Genomic DNA, 18145 nt, shown 5'->3' with positions numbered 1-18145 from the left:
CCCCCGTGTACTCATCCCGCAAAAGGAATGCGAGAGAGATAACGAATTTAGCGGTTCAGCCATGAGTTCGGTGCCTTGATGGGGCCGAGCATCGACGTTGACTGCCGCAAGCATGAAGACGATACGCCCCCTGCTGAGGCGGGGTCTGATCGGAAGAAGATAGTCAAACGCTAGCCAGCAAGTATTGAGGACGACATGTATACGAAGGAACAGATCGAGAACCTGACCGCTGATTTATCCCGAACCCTGGCGGCGCTGTACGGCGAAGCGTTGGAAGCCGCTGGCCTGGAGATCAGCGTTCTCGCCGACGACACCCCGGATGAGGTGATTGCCCAGAAGACGGTCGCCGCGTTCGAGGTGGCGACCAAGCAGGCGCTGGATTTGATCGACCTCTTTGGCGCCGACCCAAGATTGGCTGACAGTCCCTTCTGGCCACCGGCGATCGCGCAGACGAAGGCCTCGTTCGAGAACATGCTCAAGGAGTTTCAGAACGCGGAGGCCACCAGCTTCGAGAAGCTGCAAAAAATGGTCGACTTTATCGACGTCCTTGACGAACTACCGGTTCCAACGACGGGCACATCGGTGGGACAGACCAAGCTTGGAAAGCTCTTTGGTCACGCCGGAAAGGTACTTACTGCCGTTGATTACCTGGAGGCTATGCGCACCAGAAACTACAGCGCAATTGCAACCGGCATCACGATGATCGGTGTCGGCTTCCTGGTCGATGCAGTAATTACCGCGGGAGCCGCGGCGATAGGCCTCACCGCTTGGCCGTTTGTCATCGCCGGAGCTGCGATAGGGTGGGTGGTCAACAAGTTCTATGGCGACAAGTTCGAAGAGCTTTATCAATCCATATTCGGAAACGAAGAGGCGGCGTTTGTTGTCGAGCGGTATGCGCGTCTGTACGGAGGCCCATTCCTGCATTTCGACAGCGTCAACTCCGTCGGGCAACTTGGGACATCCGGTGACGACACCAAAGTTGGCCTTTCCGGCCGCACCAATGTCATCGGCGGAGGTAGTGGAAACGACTGGTTGTCAGGTGCCGAACTCACGGACATTCTCGGCGGTGGAGAGGGTGCTGATCGACTCGAAGGCCTGGCAGGCGAGGATCAGCTGATCGGCGCTGGCGGCAACGACTGGTTGAACGGCGGACGCGGAAACGATCACCTGGATGGCGGCGACGGCGACGACGAGTACAAGTTCTATACCGACGACTTCGTTGGGGGCACTGAAGACGTAATCATCGATTCGGATGGCCAAGGCAAGATCCTCTTCAACGATGTCGATATCGCTGGCACAGGCATTGCCTCCGACAAGATCTACCAGAGCAGCACGAATGTCTGGCACACATCGGATGAGCGGTTCGCGTTTTGGGTGACTGGCGAAGTAGGCAGCCAGACGCTCTACATCACGCATCGCGCGACCGGTTCCCGCATCGTCGTCAAGAACTGGCACAACGGCGATCTCGGCATCTCACTGGAAACGCCGCAACAGCAGCCCGACGCCTGGGTGGCACTCACCAACGGAAACGACATCTTCAGCGTGGATCTGCCGCAGAATTTGTCAGCCGCGCCGTCGCCCAGCGGCAACAACGTCATCAACGGGTTCGGCGGCAACGACGCCATCGACGGTGGTTATGGCGACGACCGGATCTGGGGCGGCTCGGGCGATGACTTGCTACTGGGCGGTCCCGGCAACAACCGGATCAACGGAGACGAAGGCAACGATTTCATCATCTGCAGCCCGTACATCTCCGATATGGCGACGCCGAACAATCCGGCGGACTGGTACAACCAGAACGTGGCCGGACGGACGGATATCGCTGCGTACGGCAACGGTTGGTACGTGAGTACAGGTCCTGGATCGGTCGCGGTTCCCAACGCGCGACCGAGCCAGTTCTACTTCCTCGGCTTGAACGCGCCTGGCGACTTCAGCCGCGGCGACTACTGGGGACTGGATGCGGAGTTCCGCGCGCTCAAGGACTGGAATGACGTCATCGATGGCGGCATCGGCAATGACTTCGTCCATTCCGGCGAAGGCAACGACCACATCAGTGGCGGCGCCGACGATGACACGCTGATTGGCGGTGCGGATCACGACACCATCGACGGTGGCACTGGCAACGATCTGATCTTCGGCGATCACGCCCAGGTCTATAACGGTCTCTACGCGGATCATGTCGTTCGCGAAGATGCGGTAATTGGCGGCAACGACATCCTGTCCGGCGGCGACGGCAACGACGAGATCCATGGCGGCGGTGGCAACGACCGCCTGTTAGGCGGCGAAGGCAACGACATCCTGTTCGGCGACGAACCTACCCGTGATGCGCAATGGGCCGGCGTCCCCCTTGGCCTGAACGGCGCCGACTACATCGACGGCGGCAACGGCAACGACATCATCCGCGGCGGCGGCGGCAACGACGAGCTACTGGGCGGCGCGGGCGACGACGAGATCCACGGCGAGTACGAGGAAGGCGACAGCGCGGACCACAGCGTCGACGGCGATGACCTGATCCGTGCCGGAGACGGCAACGACACCGCTGCCGGCGGTGGCGGCAAGGACACCATCTATGGCGATGCCGGCAACGACACGCTGCTCGGCGATGGCAACTCGATCCCCGAACAGTTCCACGGCAACGATGTCCTCTACGGTGGAACCGGCGACGATCGCCTGTTCGGCCAAGGCGGTAACGACCAGCTGCACGGTGGCGCCGACAACGACCGCCTCGAGGGCGGTACCGGGGATGACAGCCTGTACGGTGATGACGGCAACGATCGCGCATTCGGCGGCGACGGCAACGACATGCTGTCGGGTGGATTTGGAAACGACGTCCTTGAAGCCAATGCGGGGGACGACACAGCGCGCGGTGACGCCGGCAACGACACGATTTTCGGCCACGCCGGCAATGATCATCTGGACGGTGGCGACGGCGACGATCACGTCGAGGGCGGCGCCGACAACGACACGATTTCCGGCGGCGACGGCGTCGACAACCTTTATGGCGAGGACGGCAACGACCTGCTGTTCGGTGACGCGGGCAATGACGGCATGTCTGGTGATGCCGGCGACGATGAACTGCACGGCGGCGACGGCAAGGATCTGCTGCTCGGTGGAACGGGCAGCGACCAGCTGTTCGGTGAGGAAGGCAACGACCAGCTGCAGGGCGGCGAGGGCAATGACCGCCTCGAAGGCGGCGACGGCAGCGACATCCTCCATGGCGAGGAGGGCAACGACGAGCTGCTGGGCGGCGACGGAAACGACAGGCTGGTGGGCGGCGCGGGCAACGATGTCCTCACGGGCGGCGCCGGCAACGACCTGTTGCTGGGCGGTCAGGGCAACGATCGCTACGTCTTTGCAAGCGGCTTCGGCAAGGACCAGATCGTGAGTTCGACGGCCGCCTCCGGGGAGCGCGACCTGATCGAACTGCTGGGCGTCGAGAGCATCAACGACCTGACGCTGTCGCGCATCGGTGACGACTTGCAGATCGCGGTGAAAGGCACCAACGACGTGCTCAACATCACCGGCTTCTTCGTTGGCGATCGTTATGAAGTGGCGCTGGCGAGCGGCACCCACTTCACCGTGGACCAGATCGAAACCTTGTCGACGGTGGTCGTAATCGAACCCGATACCTCCCACCAGCCGCAGCCCACCACGACGTTCAACGGCACCTTGGGCAACGATACGATCAACGGCACCCGCGGTTCCGATTACATCCACGGGGGCGGTGGCAACGACATCATCTGGGCCGACGGGAGCAACAGCTACTACCCCAACCAGGGTGATGCCGACATCATCAATGGTGGCACCGGCAACGACGAGATCCATACCGGCCAGGGCAATGACCTGGTGATCTTCGATCGTGGGTTTGGGGTCGACACCCTTTACATCGGCGGCGGCAACTTCAGCGGCGACGTCACGGTCGCCTTCCAGTTTGCGTTCGACCAGAACTGCAGCCTGTACTTCATCGACGACACCGTGGAGATCCGCTTCGCCGACACCGGCGACGTCCTGAAGCTACCGCATTTCCTGTACAGCTCCGAGGGCGGCGACCTCAAGGTCACCTTCGCCAACGGCGTCGTGCTTAAGCGCGAGGATCTGCTGCGGCGTCCCGACCAGATCTCGCAAAACGGCACATCGGTCGGTTTTGAAGGGTTGGGCGGAACCGGCCTGGTGTTGGGCGAGGGTGGCCCGATTCCGTTCTGGGAACCGGTGCCGTTGCCGTTGGGTGGCTTCGACTCTTCCGAGTCGCGCGACGGCGATGACTTCGTCGACTTGACCACGCGATGGGGGTCGTCGTACGCGCCGATGATGGGGTCGGGCAATGACACTTTGTTGTTCCTGTCGGCGTCCACCGTGTACGGCGACGATCCTGGGACCAATCCCTGGTTCCAAGGCGACGACCGACTGATCATGGTGCGCGAGGTCCCGTACGGCGCCATCCCGCACATGTACGGCATGGGCGGAAACGACCTGATGATGGCAGGCGGCACCGGCAACTGGGCGGCGCTGTACGGCGGCGAGGGCAACGATGTCCTGTATGGCCGTCCCTTGGAGTACAACCCGAACACCCTGTACGCGGCGAACCTCTTCGGCGGAGAGGGCGACGACACGATCTATTCCGGTGGTATTTCCACCGTCAACGGCAACGCCGGCAATGACTTGATCATCGGCGGCGCCGGTTGGGACGCCGTGCAGGGCGGCGACGACAACGACGTCATCTACGGTGGCGACGGTGATGACCAGCTGTTCGGTGAAGCGGGCGATGACATCGTCCGCGGCGACGACGGGAACGACTTTATCGTGGGCGGCACCGGCAACGACTTCCTGGAAGGCGGGTCGGGTAACGACAGCCTGATGGACAGTTACGGAAACAACGCGCTCTCCGGCGGCGGCGGCAACGATTGGATCAGCGTCGGAAGCGACTCGGTCAGCGTGCCCGCCGCAGGGACGAACCATATCGACGGCGGCGATGGCAACGACACGATCCTCGTCCGCGGCACCTCTGGTACCAACTACATCGATGGCGGCGATGGCGATGACTACATTGATGTCCAGCGTGGAACCGGAACCTATGAGATTCACGGCGGCGCCGGAAATGACACGATCTTCGTGCCTTCGAACACTGGTGAATTCGTCATCGATGGCGGTGTCGGCGACGATCAGATCCAGGGCGGAAGCAACTTCACCCTGCGGCTGTATCAGGGTGCCGGTTCCGACTTCATCTACTACAACTATTGGGTCACCCCGACCCAGTCAACCATCATCGAGTTCGACGCATCGGTATCGCCCGGCAGCGTCGCCTTCGAGCGCAACGGCATCGATCTGGTCATCCGCTACGGCAGCGGCGACGAACTGCGCGTAAACGGCTACTACGCCGCGCATGGTGCGTCCGATTACGTTTCCTACTTCTACCCCCAGCTGGAGGTCCGCTTCAGCGACGGATCGATGTTGAGCCCCGAGGATGTCTTCGCGAAGGTCATCACCTGGGGAACCAGCGGAGACGACACCATCACCGGAGCGGCGGATGGTCCCAACGACATTCGCGGCGGCGGCGGCAACGACCGATTGACCGGTGGCATGGCCACGGACCGCATGGATGGCGGGGAAGGCAATGACATCATTTTCGGCGGTTCCGGTGGCGACACCCTGATCGGCGGTGCAGGCGACGACCAGATCAATGCCTATCGATTCGACAACGATCCGTGGTGGTTCAACGATGGCGTGCACCACGTCGATACCACCGGTGTGAACACGATCATCGGGGGCACCGGCGATGACATGCTGTCCGGCAGCTTCTATCGGGACACGTACATCTTCAACAAGGGCGATGGCCACGACATCATCTGGGACTATGACGAGCTGTCGTCCAACTCCATCGACACCCTGCAGTTCGGCGCGGACGTCGCGCCCGCCGACATCGACTTCAGCCGCGATGGCATCGACCTGATCCTGACGCTCCGCGACACCGGCGACTCCGTGCGGATCGCCGGGTGGTTCGAGGTCTACGGCGATGTCGGTGATCCCGATCTGGGAACGAACGGCGTCGACCTGATTTCGTTCGCCGATGGCACCGTCTGGACAGTCTCCGACGTGGCGATGCTGCTTGACCAGCATGGAATCGCCAGCGAGCCGGTCCGCTGGGTCTACAACGACAACATCGTGGTCCACGGCAGCAGCGGGGACGACTACATCGACATCTCGGCCTACGGCGGCGAGCGCAGCGATGCCCTGCATGGCGGCGCTGGCGACGACACGCTTATCGCGAACGCGGGCGGCGACCTGCTCGACGGCGGCGCGGGCAACGACACCATGACGGGTGGCGTGGGCAGCGACCTGCTCGATGGCGGCACCGGCAACGACCTGATGCGAGGCGGTGCACGTGGCGATACCTATGTCCTGCGCCGCGGCGCGGGCGAGGATCGCATCCATGATCTGGGCGAGGCCGGTGACGCGGCGGACATCGTCCGCTTCGACGATGTCGCTTCTGGCGACGTCCGCTTCGTCGGTCGCAATGGCGATGATCTGGTGATTGCTTATGGATCGGGCGACCGCGTCGTCGTGCAGAACTACTTTGGCGATCAGGCCAACGTGATCGAAGAGTTCCGCTTCAGCGATGGCGTCGTCTGGACGGTGACGGACATCCAGGCGAGGGCGGTGGCGCTGCTATTGGGCACCTCCGGCGCGGACACCCTCATCGGCGCCACGGATGCGACCTCGGTACTGGATGCCGGCGCGGGCGACGACACCCTGTTGGGCGGCGCGCGCAACGATGTCCTGATCGGTGGCTCCGGTAACGACCGCCTCGAGGGCGGCTTGGGCGCGGATGACATGTCCGGTGGTTCCGGAAACGATGTCTATGTCGTCGACGATGCGGGGGACGTGGTCAGGGAGCTGGCGGGAGACGGGATCGATCTGGTCATTTCGTCCGTGTCGCATGTCCTCACCGGCAACGTCGAGAACCTCACGCTCTCGGGCAGTGCGGCGATCGACGGCACCGGCAATGCGTTCGACAACCAGATCTCGGGCAACGTCGGCGACAACGTCCTGAGTGGCCTGGATGGAAACGACACGCTCGATGGCATGGCCGGAAACGACAAGCTCATTGGCGGCCGCGGCGACGACACCTACGTCGTAGACGCCACCGGCGACAGCGTCACCGAGCTGGCCGGCGAGGGCATCGACCTGGTTCGGAGCAGCATCAGCTACACGCTCGGCGGCAACGTCGAGAACCTGACGCTGACCGGCACGGCGAACATCAATGCCACCGGAAACATCTTGGCCAATGTGCTGGTCGGAAACGCCGGCAACAACACGCTCAATGGCGGCAAGGGCGCCGACCGCATGGCCGGCGGGCTGGGCAACGACGTCTACGTCGTCGATGACGCCGGGGACATCGTCGAAGAATTGGCGAACGAAGGCACCGATCGCGTCAACGCGTCGATCAGCTACAGCCTGGGCGACGCCATCGAGAACCTTACCCTGACTGGCACGAGTAGCATCAACGGCACCGGCAATGCGCTGAACAACGCGCTGACCGGCAACGCCGCCAACAACGTACTGAACGGCGGCGACGGCAATGACAGCCTCAATGGCGGGGGCGGCGCCGACACGCTGATCGGTGGCACCGGCAACGACGTTTACACCATCGACGATGCGGGCGACCTGGTCGTCGAGCTGATGGGCGAAGGTACCGATCGTGTCAACGCCTCCATCACTTACGTGCTGGGAGAGAACGTCGAGAACCTGACTCTCACCGGATCGGACGCGGTCAATGGCACGGGCAACGCGTTGAACAATGTGCTGACGGGCAACGCCGCCGATAACGTGCTGTGGGGAGGTGAGGGCGACGACAACCTCAACGGTGGCCTGGGCAGCGACACGCTTGCAGGCGGGCTGGGTGACGACCGCTATACCGTGGACAGCGAAGGCGACGCGATTGTCGAACTGGCCGGCGAAGGCATCGACACGGTCTACTCCAGTTTGTCCTATCTGCTTGGGAGCAACCTCGAGAACCTGGTCCTGACCGGCGCGAATGCCATTGATGGCACCGGAAACGCGTTGGCCAACCGGGTGACCGGCAACGCCGGCGACAATCTCCTGGATGGCGGCGACGGCAACGATGTTCTGGTCGGTGGAGATGGCATGGACCGGTTGCTGGGTGGCACCGGTAACGACAACCTCAACGGCGGTGCCGGCGACGACCTGATGGAAGGTGGGCTCGGCGACGACGTCTATACCGTCGATTCCACGGCTGATGCCGTGGCCGAACTGGCTGACAGCGGCACGGACACGGTGTATTCCAGTCTCGGCTACGCGCTGGGCGACAACGTCGAGAACCTTGTACTTACGGGCACACAGGCCATCGACGGCGTCGGTAACGCGCTGCGCAACCGACTCACCGGCAATGCTGCCGACAACACCCTCGATGGAGGGGCGGGAATCAACACCTTGCGTGGCGGCGCAGGCGACGACACCCTGCGCGCCAGCAGTACGGGTGCCGACTACACGACGTACGAAGGCGGTACTGGTAACGACCGCCTCTTCGGCACGCAAGGGGGCGATACGTATCTGTTCAATGTCGGGGACGGTGACGACACGATCATTGATACATTCGGTGCGGATCGCCTGCGTTTCGGTGCGGGCATCGCGAAGGAAGACCTGCAGTTCCACCGTACCGGTGACGATCTGGTCATGGCCATCGGGAACGGAACCGACTCGATAACGATCGAGGACTGGTACGTCGGCAACGACAACCGTATCGAGACAACCTACTTCGCTGACGGATCCAAGCTGACGGCCGCACAGGTCGAGCTGCTGGTCACGGCGATGGCGGCGTTTGCACCACACGATGCCGCGGTAGGTGCGTTCACAAATTGGGAGCGGAAGGCGCCGGGCGAGTTGGTGCTTGCATCGCCCCTGTAACGGAGAAATGCGCAGCCCGAGGCACAAATGCGGGCTGCGCCCCGTACGACAGGGGGCTATTCAGTAGCTCGCGAATGTCCGAACTGGCCGGCAGCGCATGGCCTCCACTGACGGCGTCGAGGGTGGGGCGCGCGATTGCGACCGTGTCGCGCGCCAGGGCGGCGCAAAGAGAAACGGCCACCTCGCGGTGGCCGTTTCGCGTACAGCGATACCGCGTCGATCAGAAGCGGTATTCGCCGCCCAGCGTCACATTGTCGGTGTTCACCGAAATGCCGCTGAAGTCGGCGCGCTGATGCACGTCGTAGTTGAGGGTGACGCCGAACGACTCGTTGAAGTCGTAGCCCACGCCCGCGCCGATGTAGGACTCGTTCGTGAAGTCGCTACCGCTGCCAACGCCGGCGAGACCGGCTTCGCCCTTCAGGCGTGCCATGCCGGCACGAGCGCCGACGAAGAAGCCGGTCTCGTTGCTTGTGACGTGCTTCTTGATGACCGCGCCCACGCCGATGGCGGACAGCTTCAGCGAGCTGCCGTTTTCGGACTGGTCGTACAGGTTGCTGTAGAAGCCTTCGAGGGCGAAGTTGGCGTTGAACCAGTAACCGCCACGCACCGAGTACGACGTGTCGTCGTCGCTGCCCTTGGCGCCGTTGATCTGGAAATCGGAATCGGCGTTGCCGACTTCGGCGCGGACGAAGGCGTGGCCGTCAGCGGCCATGGCGGCGGTGGACAGGCTGGCCAGGGCCAGGGCGCAGGAAAGAACCAGGGTCTTCTTCATTGCTAATTGCTAATCCGTAAAAAAAGGGCCCCCTCGCGGGGGCGCGTAGGGTGGTGAGTGGGTTCATGTTTGTCAAATTTTCATTAATTCGATGGGGCAAGTCGCGGTCGCCGCGTTAGGCGAAAGCCCCCTCATCCGACGCTGCGCGCCACCTCTTCCCGCGAGTGCTGGGAGAAGGGAGAGCGAAGATGGGGCGGCGCGACCGTGAGTCCTGGAATCTGATCGGCACACTCCACGACACCGCCGATCCCCTATGATCGGGCCGTCCGCGGCGGGACCCGCCCGGGCCGAAGGGGATGGACCAAGGGGTGGCCCATGAGCGACAAGGAACTGCTCGCGCCGCGGTCGCAGCTGGCCGCTCGGATCTTCGCCGGCAAAGGCGAAACCGCGGCCCTTATTCGCGAACGCGACTGGACCCAGACACCGTTGGGGCCCGTGGAATCCTGGCCGCAGAGTCTGCGCACCGCGGTCAGCATCTGCCTCGGCTCGCGCCACCCGATCGTGCTGTGGTGGGGGCCGGAGCGTTGGATGTTCTACAACGACGCCTACCGCCCGATGCTCGGTGAGAAGAAGCACCCGCAGTACCTGGGGGCGTCGGGCCAGGAGTGTTGGGCCGAGGTGTGGGACGTGATCGGGCCGATGATGGAGCAGGTGATCGCCACCGGCGAGCCGACGTGGTCGGAAGACCTGTTCCTCCTGATGCTGCGCGACGGCTATCTGGAAGAAACCTTCTTCACCTTTTCATACAGTCCGATCCGCGACGACTCCGGCATACCCTGCGGCATCTTCAACGCCTGCGCCGAAACCACTGCGCGCGTGCTGAGCGAACGCCGCCTGCAGGCGCTGCGCGCGATGAATGCGCAGGGGCACAGCGTCGAGGAAGCCGCGCAACATTGCGCGGCGGTATGGGCCGACAACGCGCGCGACATTCCGTTCGGACTGATCTATCTGCTCGATCGCAGCGGTGAGCAATTGCAGCTGTTCGGACAGGCCGGACTGGTGCCGGGCACCGCCGCCAGTCCGCGCGAAGTGCCGTTGGCGGCGCCATCGTCGTGGGCCGCCTGGCCGCTGGCCGAGGTGCTGGCGAGCGGACGGCCAAAAGAAGTCGCCGGCCTGGCGCACCGCTTCGACTGTCTGCCCACCGCTCCGTGGGGCGATGCCGCGCACGAGGCCTGGGTCGCGCCGATCCCGCGTCCAGGCTCGGCCACACCCGCCGGTGTTGTGGTGCTCGGCATCAGTCCGCGCCGTGCCTTCGATGCGGCGTACCGCAACTTCTTCGAGCTGGTCAGCAATCAGCTGGCGGCCGCGGTGGCGCATGCACGCGCCTATGCCGAACAGCGCGAGCGCGCCGAACAGTTCGCCGAACTCGACCGAAGCAAGACCACGTTCTTCAACAACGTGAGCCACGAGTTCCGCACGCCGCTCACGCTCATCCTTGGGCCGATCGAGGACGCGCTGAGTACTCCGAATCCTGTGTTGCAAGGCAGTGCGTTGTCTGCGGTGCACCGCAGTGCGCGCCGGCTGCTGCGCCTGGTCAACAGCCTGCTGGACTTTGCGCGCATCGAGGCCGGCCGGATGCAATCGGCGTTTGTTCCGACCGATCTGGCGCTGCTCACCGCCGGGCTGGCGGGCTCATACCAATCGCTGATGACCTCGGCGGGGCTGATCCTGGTCGTCGACTGTCCGCCGTTGCGCGAGCCGGTGTACGTGGATCGGGCACAGTGGGAAAAGATTGTGCTCAACCTGATCTCGAACGCCTTCAAGTTCACGTTCCAAGGCAGGATCGCGGTGCGCCTGCGCGCGCACGACCGGCATGTCACGTTGACGGTCAGCGACACCGGCACCGGCATTCCGGCGGACGCGCTGTCGCGCATCTTCGAGCGCTTCCATCGCGTCGAAGGGGCGAAGGGGCGCAGCTTCGAAGGCACCGGTATCGGCCTGGCCATGGTCCGCGAACTGGTCCGGCAACACGGCGGCGAGATCGAAGTGCACAGCAAGGTGGGCGAAGGCAGCAGCTTCGAAGTGACCATTCCGTTGGGCACGGCGCATCTGCCGCTGGAACAGATCGTCACCGATGCCGGGCCGCTCGCCGCGTCGGACAGCGGCGTCGACACGCTGGAAGCGGCGCAGTGGTTGCACGAACCAGTGCCGGTCGAGGCCGTGCCTGCGGACGATGCTGCGCACGAACGCGCCCGCCTGCTGCTCGCCGACGACAACGCCGACATGCGCGAATATCTGGTGCGCCTGCTCTCGCCGCGCTATGACGTGGAAGCGGTGGTGGACGGCGAAGAGGCGCTGGCGCGCGCGCTGCAACAGCCGCCGGATCTGGTGCTCAGCGACGTCATGATGCCGCGCATGGACGGCGTGACGCTGTTGCGCCGATTGCGGGAAGAGCCTGCGACCGCAACGATTCCGGTCGTGCTGCTGTCGGCCCGCGCGGGCGAGGAAGCGATCGTCGCGGGCCTGGAAACCGGCGCCGACGATTATCTGGTCAAGCCGTTCTCGGCGCGGGAACTGATCAGCCGGGTGCGCAGCAACGTGGAGTTGGCGCGGATGCGCCGTCTCGCGGCCGAGGCTGCGCAGGAGCTCGCCGAGACCCGTGCCGCATTGCTGCAGGATCTCGAAGCGCGGAATCAGGAGCTGGAAGCCTTCAGCTATTCGGTCTCGCACGACCTGCGCGCGCCGCTGCGGACGATCGATGGCTTCAGCAAGATGCTGCTCGAGGACTACGCGAGCGACCTGCCCGAGGATGCGCAGCACTACCTGCGACGCATGGACGAAGGCGTGCGCCGCATGAGCGAGCTCGTCACCGATCTGTTGCGCATGGCGCGCGCCTCGCGCGGTGAGCTGACGCTGGTGCCGATCGATCTGTCCATGTTGGCGCAGCAGGTGGTATTGGCGTTGCGCCACCGCGAGCCCGGGCGCGAAGTCCGGGTCGCCATCGCCGAGCACCTGACCGTACAAGGCGACGGCGGCCTGCTGCAGATCGCGCTGGAAAACCTGATCGGCAACGCCTGGAAATTCACCACGCGGCAAGCCGCACCGTTGATCGAGATTGGCCGTGAGCGTCAGGGCGACGAAGACGTCTTCTTCGTGCGCGATAACGGCGCCGGCTTCGACATGGCGCAGGCAGGCAAACTGTTCGCACCGTTTCAGCGCCTGCACGCGGACGCCGATTATCAAGGCACCGGCCTCGGCCTCGTCACCATCCAGCGCATCGTCGCGCGACACGGCGGACGCATCTGGGTGAGCGCGGCGGTGGGCGAAGGTGCGACGTTCTATTTCACACTGGCGCCCGGCTTCTCGACCCCTCGCCCCGCTTGCGGGGAGAGGGACAGCGTCGCGTAGCGGCGCAGGGTGAGGGGAGTGAGTGCAACCGCGGGAAGCGCCCCTCATCCGGTGCTTCGCACCACCTTCTCCCCGCTGCTGCGGGGAGAAGGACAGTATCCCGGTCGCAGTTCGCGCTTCGTCCCCTTGCTACAGCACAGGCAGCACGAACGCGAACACCGCGCCCAGCGACGTGCAGGCCGCCGCCACACTCCACAGCACGACACTGGCCCGCCGCAATCGTGCGCAGGCTCGCCCCAATGCTGGATCGGTGGGGCATGCCAGTGTGCGAGCGCGCCACAGCAACACGCCCGATAGCAGCAGGAGTACGAACGCAAGTCCAAACACCGCGCCCTTATGCTCCGACAGCCACACCAGCTGCGGCACCGCGGTCACCAACCCGGCCAGCGCCGCGCCGGCACCCAAGGCGACCATCACCGCCGGCAGCACGCAGCACACCAGCGTGCCGCTGCTGGCGAGCAGCGTCAGCACGGCGACACCGAGGTTGCGCCGCAACGGTGCCTGCATCGGGATCGCGTCAGTCATCGGCCTGCATCCGTTGCCGCAGTTCGTCGAGCGAGTGCGCGGTGCGACGGATGCCGATCACGGTGTAGCCGGAATCCTTGAGCGCCTTGCGCAGCGTGGCGTCGTCGATGTCGCTGCCGTCCTTGAGCTTCACCGCGACCAGGCGGTGCTCCAGGCTGACGAACACGTCTTCGGTAGCCGGCAGTGTCTTCAGCGTCTTCTCGATGCCTTGCGCGCAGAAGCCGCAGACCAGCCCGTTCACGTCCATTTCGATTGTCTGTGCCGCCGCAGCGAGCGGCGATGCGGCGAGCAGTAGCGCTGCAATCAGTAGCTTGAATCGGTTCATGAGCAATCCTCAGAAATTGAACATGGCCATGGCCTGGAGCTTGCCGTCGGTAGTGGCGCCGACCTCGACCCAGGTGCCGCGCTTGAAGAAGCGCACCAGCAGGGCGGTTTCGGTGCCCTCGACCAGGCCGCCGGTATAGCGGCGGCCCTGGACGACGAACCAGGTGGCCAGGGTGTCGTAGTCGTGCTTGTAGGGCGCCCAGCCCAACTGCAGCGTGTCGATGCGATGCGAGTAGCGATCGCTCTCCTGCAGATCGGAGCGGAAGGCGCCGTACACGCGGCGGGTTTCGTAGTCGAACTGCGCGCCGGCATTGCGCGCCAGGATGCTGCCGTCGAAGTCGTTGCCGGTGGCACGGCCGAGTCCGCCCCAGACGAAGACGTTGGCCTGCGCGCCGGGCAGATTCCAGCGCTTGGCCAGCAGATTGCCGCGCAGATAGGTGATGTGACGCTGCTTGCGGCCGTCTTCGCTGTTGAGCTCGAGCCAGCCGCCCCCGACCGAGTACCAGTAGCGCGGGGCATGGAACAGCTGCACCTCGTTCATGGTGCCCGCGCCGTATTCGGCCATGGCGGTGGTGCCGTTGGCGAACGCGATCGGCTTGGCCGCCGCGACCATCGGCAGCAGACCGGACAGCAGCAATGCTGCCCGGCGTAGGTGGAAACGCATTGAGATTCTCCGTGAAGGCCGCGCACGGCGGCATGTGGACGCGGAGCGCGCTCGTTGGGGTCACTACGGAGCAATCACGCGATCGGAGGTCGCAGCGGGGTATCAAGCACCCGCGACGGCGGGGCCGGTGCGTTCCATTGGGCGTGAACCACATCGAGCGGAATCGCCGCCGCGAGCCGCGGCAACGTCGGCAGGCATGCCGTGCCCAGGCAGGCGGACAGGTCGCAGGAAACCACCGTGCAGCAATCGCAGGGCCTCTCGTGCTTCGCCGCGGACGCGTTCATGTCATCGCCGCAAGGCATGTCCGCCATCGTCGCGGCCATGCGCGCGGCCGCCGCGATTTGCAGCGCCTCGCTCGCGGCCTGCGCAGGCACCATCGTGGTCGTCGCGATCATCGCGATGATCACCAGCCAGTGCGTGGCCAGACGAAGTAGGGCGCGCGGAAGCATGAGCCGGATTCTAGCTCGCGATGGCATCCGGGATCGGCCGCGTGTCGGCGCAGTTCGCCGCTCGGGTTCCGGGTAGCGGTATGCTTGGTTCGGAACGAGGCACTCGTTCCTCGGCTGCAACAGGTGGGACTGCCGAAGGGAGCGGTACCGGCTGCTTCAGGAGGACCGATGGGCGACATATGGAATGTCCTGCTGGTCGAAGACGACAGCATCGATGCGCAGCTGATCGAGGCTTACCTGAGCAAGGCGGCTCCCTCGGGCGGGCAGCACTTCCAGATCGAGCGCGTCACCCGCTTCGGCGCGGCGGTCGAGCGGCTGTCGAGGCCCGGGCAGAGCTTCGACGTCGTGTTGCTGGACCGAGGATTGCCCGATACCGATCGCGCCACCGCCATCGACGAGCTGCGCGAGCGCTTTCCCGCCCTGCCGATCGTGGTGCTGACTGGCCTGGACGATCCCAGTGCGGCGATGGACGCCGTGGCGCACGGCGCGCAGGACTACCTAGTCAAGGGTCGGGTTACCGCGGAATCGCTGTCGCGCGTACTCAACTACGCGATCACGCGGCAGCGCCTGGAGCAGCAGGTGCGCGAACGCGAGGCGGAGCACCGCGCGCTGTTCGAACAGAATCCGGTGCCGATCTGGGTCTACGACGTCGAAACGCTGCAGGTCCTGGAAGTGAACGAGGCGGCCCAGCGCAACTACGGATGGACCCGCGAAGAGTTTCTCGCGATGCGGGTGACCGATATCGCCGAGGACCCTGATGCGGAGACGTCGCCGACGGACGATGACTCCGGCCTCGACGGTGTCGTCCAACGGCATCGCACCCGCTACGGCCACGAGATCCTGGCCGACGTCAGCGTGCACACCATGGGGTTTCGCGGGCGTACCGCCTGCCTGGTCCTGGCCCTCGATGTCACCGAAACCCAACGCATGGTCGAGGCCCTGGCCACCAGCGAACAGCGCTATCGCGAACTGTTCGAGATGAGCCTCGGACTGATCTGCGAGCACACCCTCGACGGTACGCTGGTGGCGGTCAATCCGGCCGCGGCCAACGCGCTGGGTTACGAGCCGCAGGAGCTGATCGGCACGTCGCTGACCGCGATCGTGCCGGAACGCTTCCGCAAACAGGTTGGCCTGTACCTCGGCGCGATCGCACGCGATGGGAGCTTCACCGGCATGATGACGGTGCAGCACCGCGACGGCCAATGGCGCGCCTGGCGCTTCCACAACCGTCTCTATGATCAGGGCAGCGCGGCGCCACTGGTCATCGGTCACGCCCAGGACATGACCGATGAAGTGCGGCATCAGCAGGAACTCCAGGATGCGAGCCTCACCGATCCACTGACCGGCGCCCGCAACCGGCGCTATCTGACCTACCTGACCCGCAGCGGCGCACTGACGAACTGGGGGTGTCTGCTCATCGATCTGGATCACTTCAAGCAGATCAACGACACCTATGGCCATGAACGCGGCGATGAGGTGCTCCTTGGCGTAGTGCAATTCCTCAAGTCGCAATTACGCGAGGAGGACGTGGTCGTGCGCATGGGCGGCGATGAGTTCATGGTCCTGCTGCGCAACGAGGCCGCTGCGACCGCCGCGACCCTGGTCCAACGCATAGACGAAGCGGTCATCCAGGGAAAGTCGCCCTGCGGCCTGTCGCTGGGCTGGGCGGTGCGTTCCGACGACGAGTCGCTGGATCGGACCATCGCCCGGGCAGACCAGCAGCTGTACGACGGTCGTCGGATGCGACGCGGCGAGACGGTAAGCGAGCACTGATCCTGCGCCCGCTGCGAACGCTGCCCGCGCGTTGATCTCTTTTGCTGTGTCGGCCCGGTGTAGCGCGACGATTCGGAACCCCAGACGCCCACGGCGCTATGCTTGCCCGCCCGCTCATTCCTGGAGTGACACATGGTCGGCAAGGCGTACGCGAATCCCACGCGAACCATGAAGCGGTCCGCTGCAAGGCCCGTTCTCCGCATGACTGGCAGTGCGCAGATCGCCAGGGCACTGGGACAGGTCTGACGCCGTGAATTCGCGCCGTCGCGTTGCTTCCACCGGCACGGAGCGCTCGCGTGAAGTCGGACGCCGCGCTTCGATCAAGGCATCCGATCGTGTGCATGCAGCCGCTGAGGACACCGATAGTCCGGCACGAGCCGATAATCGCCCGGACCCCGCCCTGTTGCGCCGCCTGCTGCGTGCGAAGGACCGCATGGATGCCGCGTCGCACGAGGAGTGGCCGGTGCATCGGCTGGCTCGGGTGAGCCGCGTGTCCGAGGCGCACTTCGCGCGCTCGTTCAAGGACGCCTTCGGCATCCCGCCGCATCGGTACCTGCTCACGCGCCGGATCGAACGCGCCAAGACCCTGCTGCGCGACACCGAATTGCCGATCACCGATATCGCGTTCCAGACCGGCTGGCAAAGCCTGGGCACGTTCGGACGCACCTTCCGCGATATCACCGGCGAGAGCCCGGGCGAGCTGCGGGCGCGCGAGAAGGCCGCACGGCACGCGCTGGAGGAAGTGCCGGCGTGCTTCGTCAGCGCCGCCTACCGGCCCAACCTCACCTCCGCAGTTTCGGAGAAGCGGCGCCAGGAGGCGGCCGATAGCATCCTGACCGACGACAACAAGACCTAACGGAGGTCATATGAATCAGGGTGTAGGCGTAGTTGGTTTGTACGTGCGCGACCAGGAGGAAGCCCTCCAGTTCTATGTCGGCAAGCTGGGATTCCGCGTGCATACCGACGCGCGCAATGGGGATTACCGCTGGCTCACGGTCCAGCATCCGGAGCAGCCGTCGTTCCAGCTGGGCCTGTTTTCCCCGCAGTCGCCGACGGTCGACGCTTCGACGGCGCAGACCCTGCGCGAGGTGGTGGCGAAGGGGGCGATGCCGCCGCTGGTACTGATCGTCGACAACTGCCATGCCGCGTACGACCGCATGCATGCGCAGGGCGTGGAGTTCACCCAGGAGCCGGTGGCGCGCTACGGCAGCGTCGATGCGGGCTTCCGTGATCCGTCGGGGAACGGCTGGAAGATGATCGAAGCCGCCCGCGGCTAAACATCCGACGCGATACCAATGATGCCGCGCGGGCGGCTTAGAACGACGAATCGCCCGCGCGGTCAGAAGGTGCAGCATCAAGGAGTGTGCA

The 18145-nt window shown here is 64.6% G+C and carries 10 protein-coding genes; 5 read left to right on the top strand and 5 right to left on the bottom strand.

Annotation, left to right across the window (positions count from 1 at the left end):
* Nucleotides 1-195: 195 nt before the first annotated feature.
* Nucleotides 196-8922, top strand: coding sequence for a calcium-binding protein (locus ACYVGK_RS00440; protein ID WP_460731253.1), 8727 nt, complete (start codon nt 196-198; stop codon nt 8920-8922).
* 220 nt (nt 8923-9142) lie between these two features.
* On the opposite strand, the gene ACYVGK_RS00435 is transcribed toward ACYVGK_RS00440, so the two are convergent.
* A complete protein-coding gene (locus ACYVGK_RS00435) occupies nt 9143-9694 on the bottom strand; it encodes an outer membrane beta-barrel protein (RefSeq protein ID WP_460731251.1) in 552 nt (183 codons plus the stop codon).
* A 315-nt stretch (nt 9695-10009) separates the two neighbouring features.
* On the opposite strand from ACYVGK_RS00435, the gene ACYVGK_RS00430 reads away from it, so the two are divergent.
* Nucleotides 10010-13042, top strand: a complete 3033-nt coding sequence (locus tag ACYVGK_RS00430) for an ATP-binding protein (RefSeq protein WP_460731250.1) — start codon at nt 10010-10012, stop codon at nt 13040-13042.
* Between the two features lie 129 nt (nt 13043-13171).
* Here ACYVGK_RS00430 and ACYVGK_RS00425 read toward each other — a convergent pair whose 3' ends face one another.
* From ACYVGK_RS00425 to ACYVGK_RS00410, 4 genes are all read right to left on the bottom strand, one after another.
* Complete coding sequence (locus ACYVGK_RS00425; RefSeq protein ID WP_460731249.1) at nt 13172-13567, bottom strand: hypothetical protein; 396 nt, start codon at nt 13565-13567, stop codon at nt 13172-13174.
* A complete protein-coding gene (locus tag ACYVGK_RS00420) occupies nt 13560-13892 on the bottom strand; it encodes a heavy-metal-associated domain-containing protein (RefSeq protein ID WP_460731248.1) in 333 nt (110 codons plus the stop codon). The genes ACYVGK_RS00425 and ACYVGK_RS00420 overlap by 8 nt, the downstream gene beginning before the upstream one ends.
* Nucleotides 13893-13901: 9 nt before the next feature.
* Nucleotides 13902-14555, bottom strand: a complete 654-nt coding sequence (locus ACYVGK_RS00415; RefSeq protein ID WP_460731247.1) for a hypothetical protein — start codon at nt 14553-14555, stop codon at nt 13902-13904.
* Nucleotides 14556-14629: 74 nt separating this feature from the next.
* On the bottom strand, nt 14630-15004 hold the full coding sequence (locus tag ACYVGK_RS00410) for a hypothetical protein (RefSeq protein WP_460731246.1): 375 nt from the start codon (nt 15002-15004) through the stop codon (nt 14630-14632).
* A gap of 168 nt (nt 15005-15172) precedes the next feature.
* Between ACYVGK_RS00410 and ACYVGK_RS00405 the strand changes: the two genes are divergently transcribed.
* From ACYVGK_RS00405 to ACYVGK_RS00395, 3 genes are all read left to right on the top strand, one after another.
* A complete protein-coding gene (locus ACYVGK_RS00405; protein ID WP_460731245.1) occupies nt 15173-16777 on the top strand; it encodes a sensor domain-containing diguanylate cyclase in 1605 nt (534 codons plus the stop codon).
* A 433-nt stretch (nt 16778-17210) separates the two neighbouring features.
* On the top strand, nt 17211-17633 hold the full coding sequence (locus tag ACYVGK_RS00400) for a helix-turn-helix transcriptional regulator (protein ID WP_460732407.1): 423 nt from the start codon (nt 17211-17213) through the stop codon (nt 17631-17633).
* A gap of 10 nt (nt 17634-17643) precedes the next feature.
* Nucleotides 17644-18054: a VOC family protein gene (locus ACYVGK_RS00395; RefSeq protein WP_460731244.1), complete on the top strand. Its 411-nt coding sequence runs from the start codon at nt 17644-17646 to the stop codon at nt 18052-18054.
* The last annotated feature ends 91 nt before the right edge of the window (nt 18055-18145 follow it).

Source organism: Lysobacter tyrosinilyticus (assembly GCF_054779815.1).
Note: the sequence above shows the minus strand (reverse complement) of the source record. Positions and strands in the feature narration are given on the sequence as shown.

Coding starts and splice junctions, on each gene's coding strand:
- ACYVGK_RS00415 (WP_460731247.1), bottom strand. CDS start 14,555: ATGCGTTTCCACCTACGCCGGGCAGCATTGCTGCTGTCCGGTCTGCTG.
- ACYVGK_RS00400 (WP_460732407.1), top strand. CDS start 17,211: ATGGATGCCGCGTCGCACGAGGAGTGGCCGGTGCATCGGCTGGCTCGG.
- ACYVGK_RS00435 (WP_460731251.1), bottom strand. CDS start 9,694: ATGAAGAAGACCCTGGTTCTTTCCTGCGCCCTGGCCCTGGCCAGCCTG.
- ACYVGK_RS00420 (WP_460731248.1), bottom strand. CDS start 13,892: ATGAACCGATTCAAGCTACTGATTGCAGCGCTACTGCTCGCCGCATCG.
- ACYVGK_RS00440 (WP_460731253.1), top strand. CDS start 196: ATGTATACGAAGGAACAGATCGAGAACCTGACCGCTGATTTATCCCGA.
- ACYVGK_RS00430 (WP_460731250.1), top strand. CDS start 10,010: ATGAGCGACAAGGAACTGCTCGCGCCGCGGTCGCAGCTGGCCGCTCGG.
- ACYVGK_RS00405 (WP_460731245.1), top strand. CDS start 15,173: ATGGGCGACATATGGAATGTCCTGCTGGTCGAAGACGACAGCATCGAT.
- ACYVGK_RS00395 (WP_460731244.1), top strand. CDS start 17,644: ATGAATCAGGGTGTAGGCGTAGTTGGTTTGTACGTGCGCGACCAGGAG.
- ACYVGK_RS00410 (WP_460731246.1), bottom strand. CDS start 15,004: ATGCTTCCGCGCGCCCTACTTCGTCTGGCCACGCACTGGCTGGTGATC.
- ACYVGK_RS00425 (WP_460731249.1), bottom strand. CDS start 13,567: ATGACTGACGCGATCCCGATGCAGGCACCGTTGCGGCGCAACCTCGGT.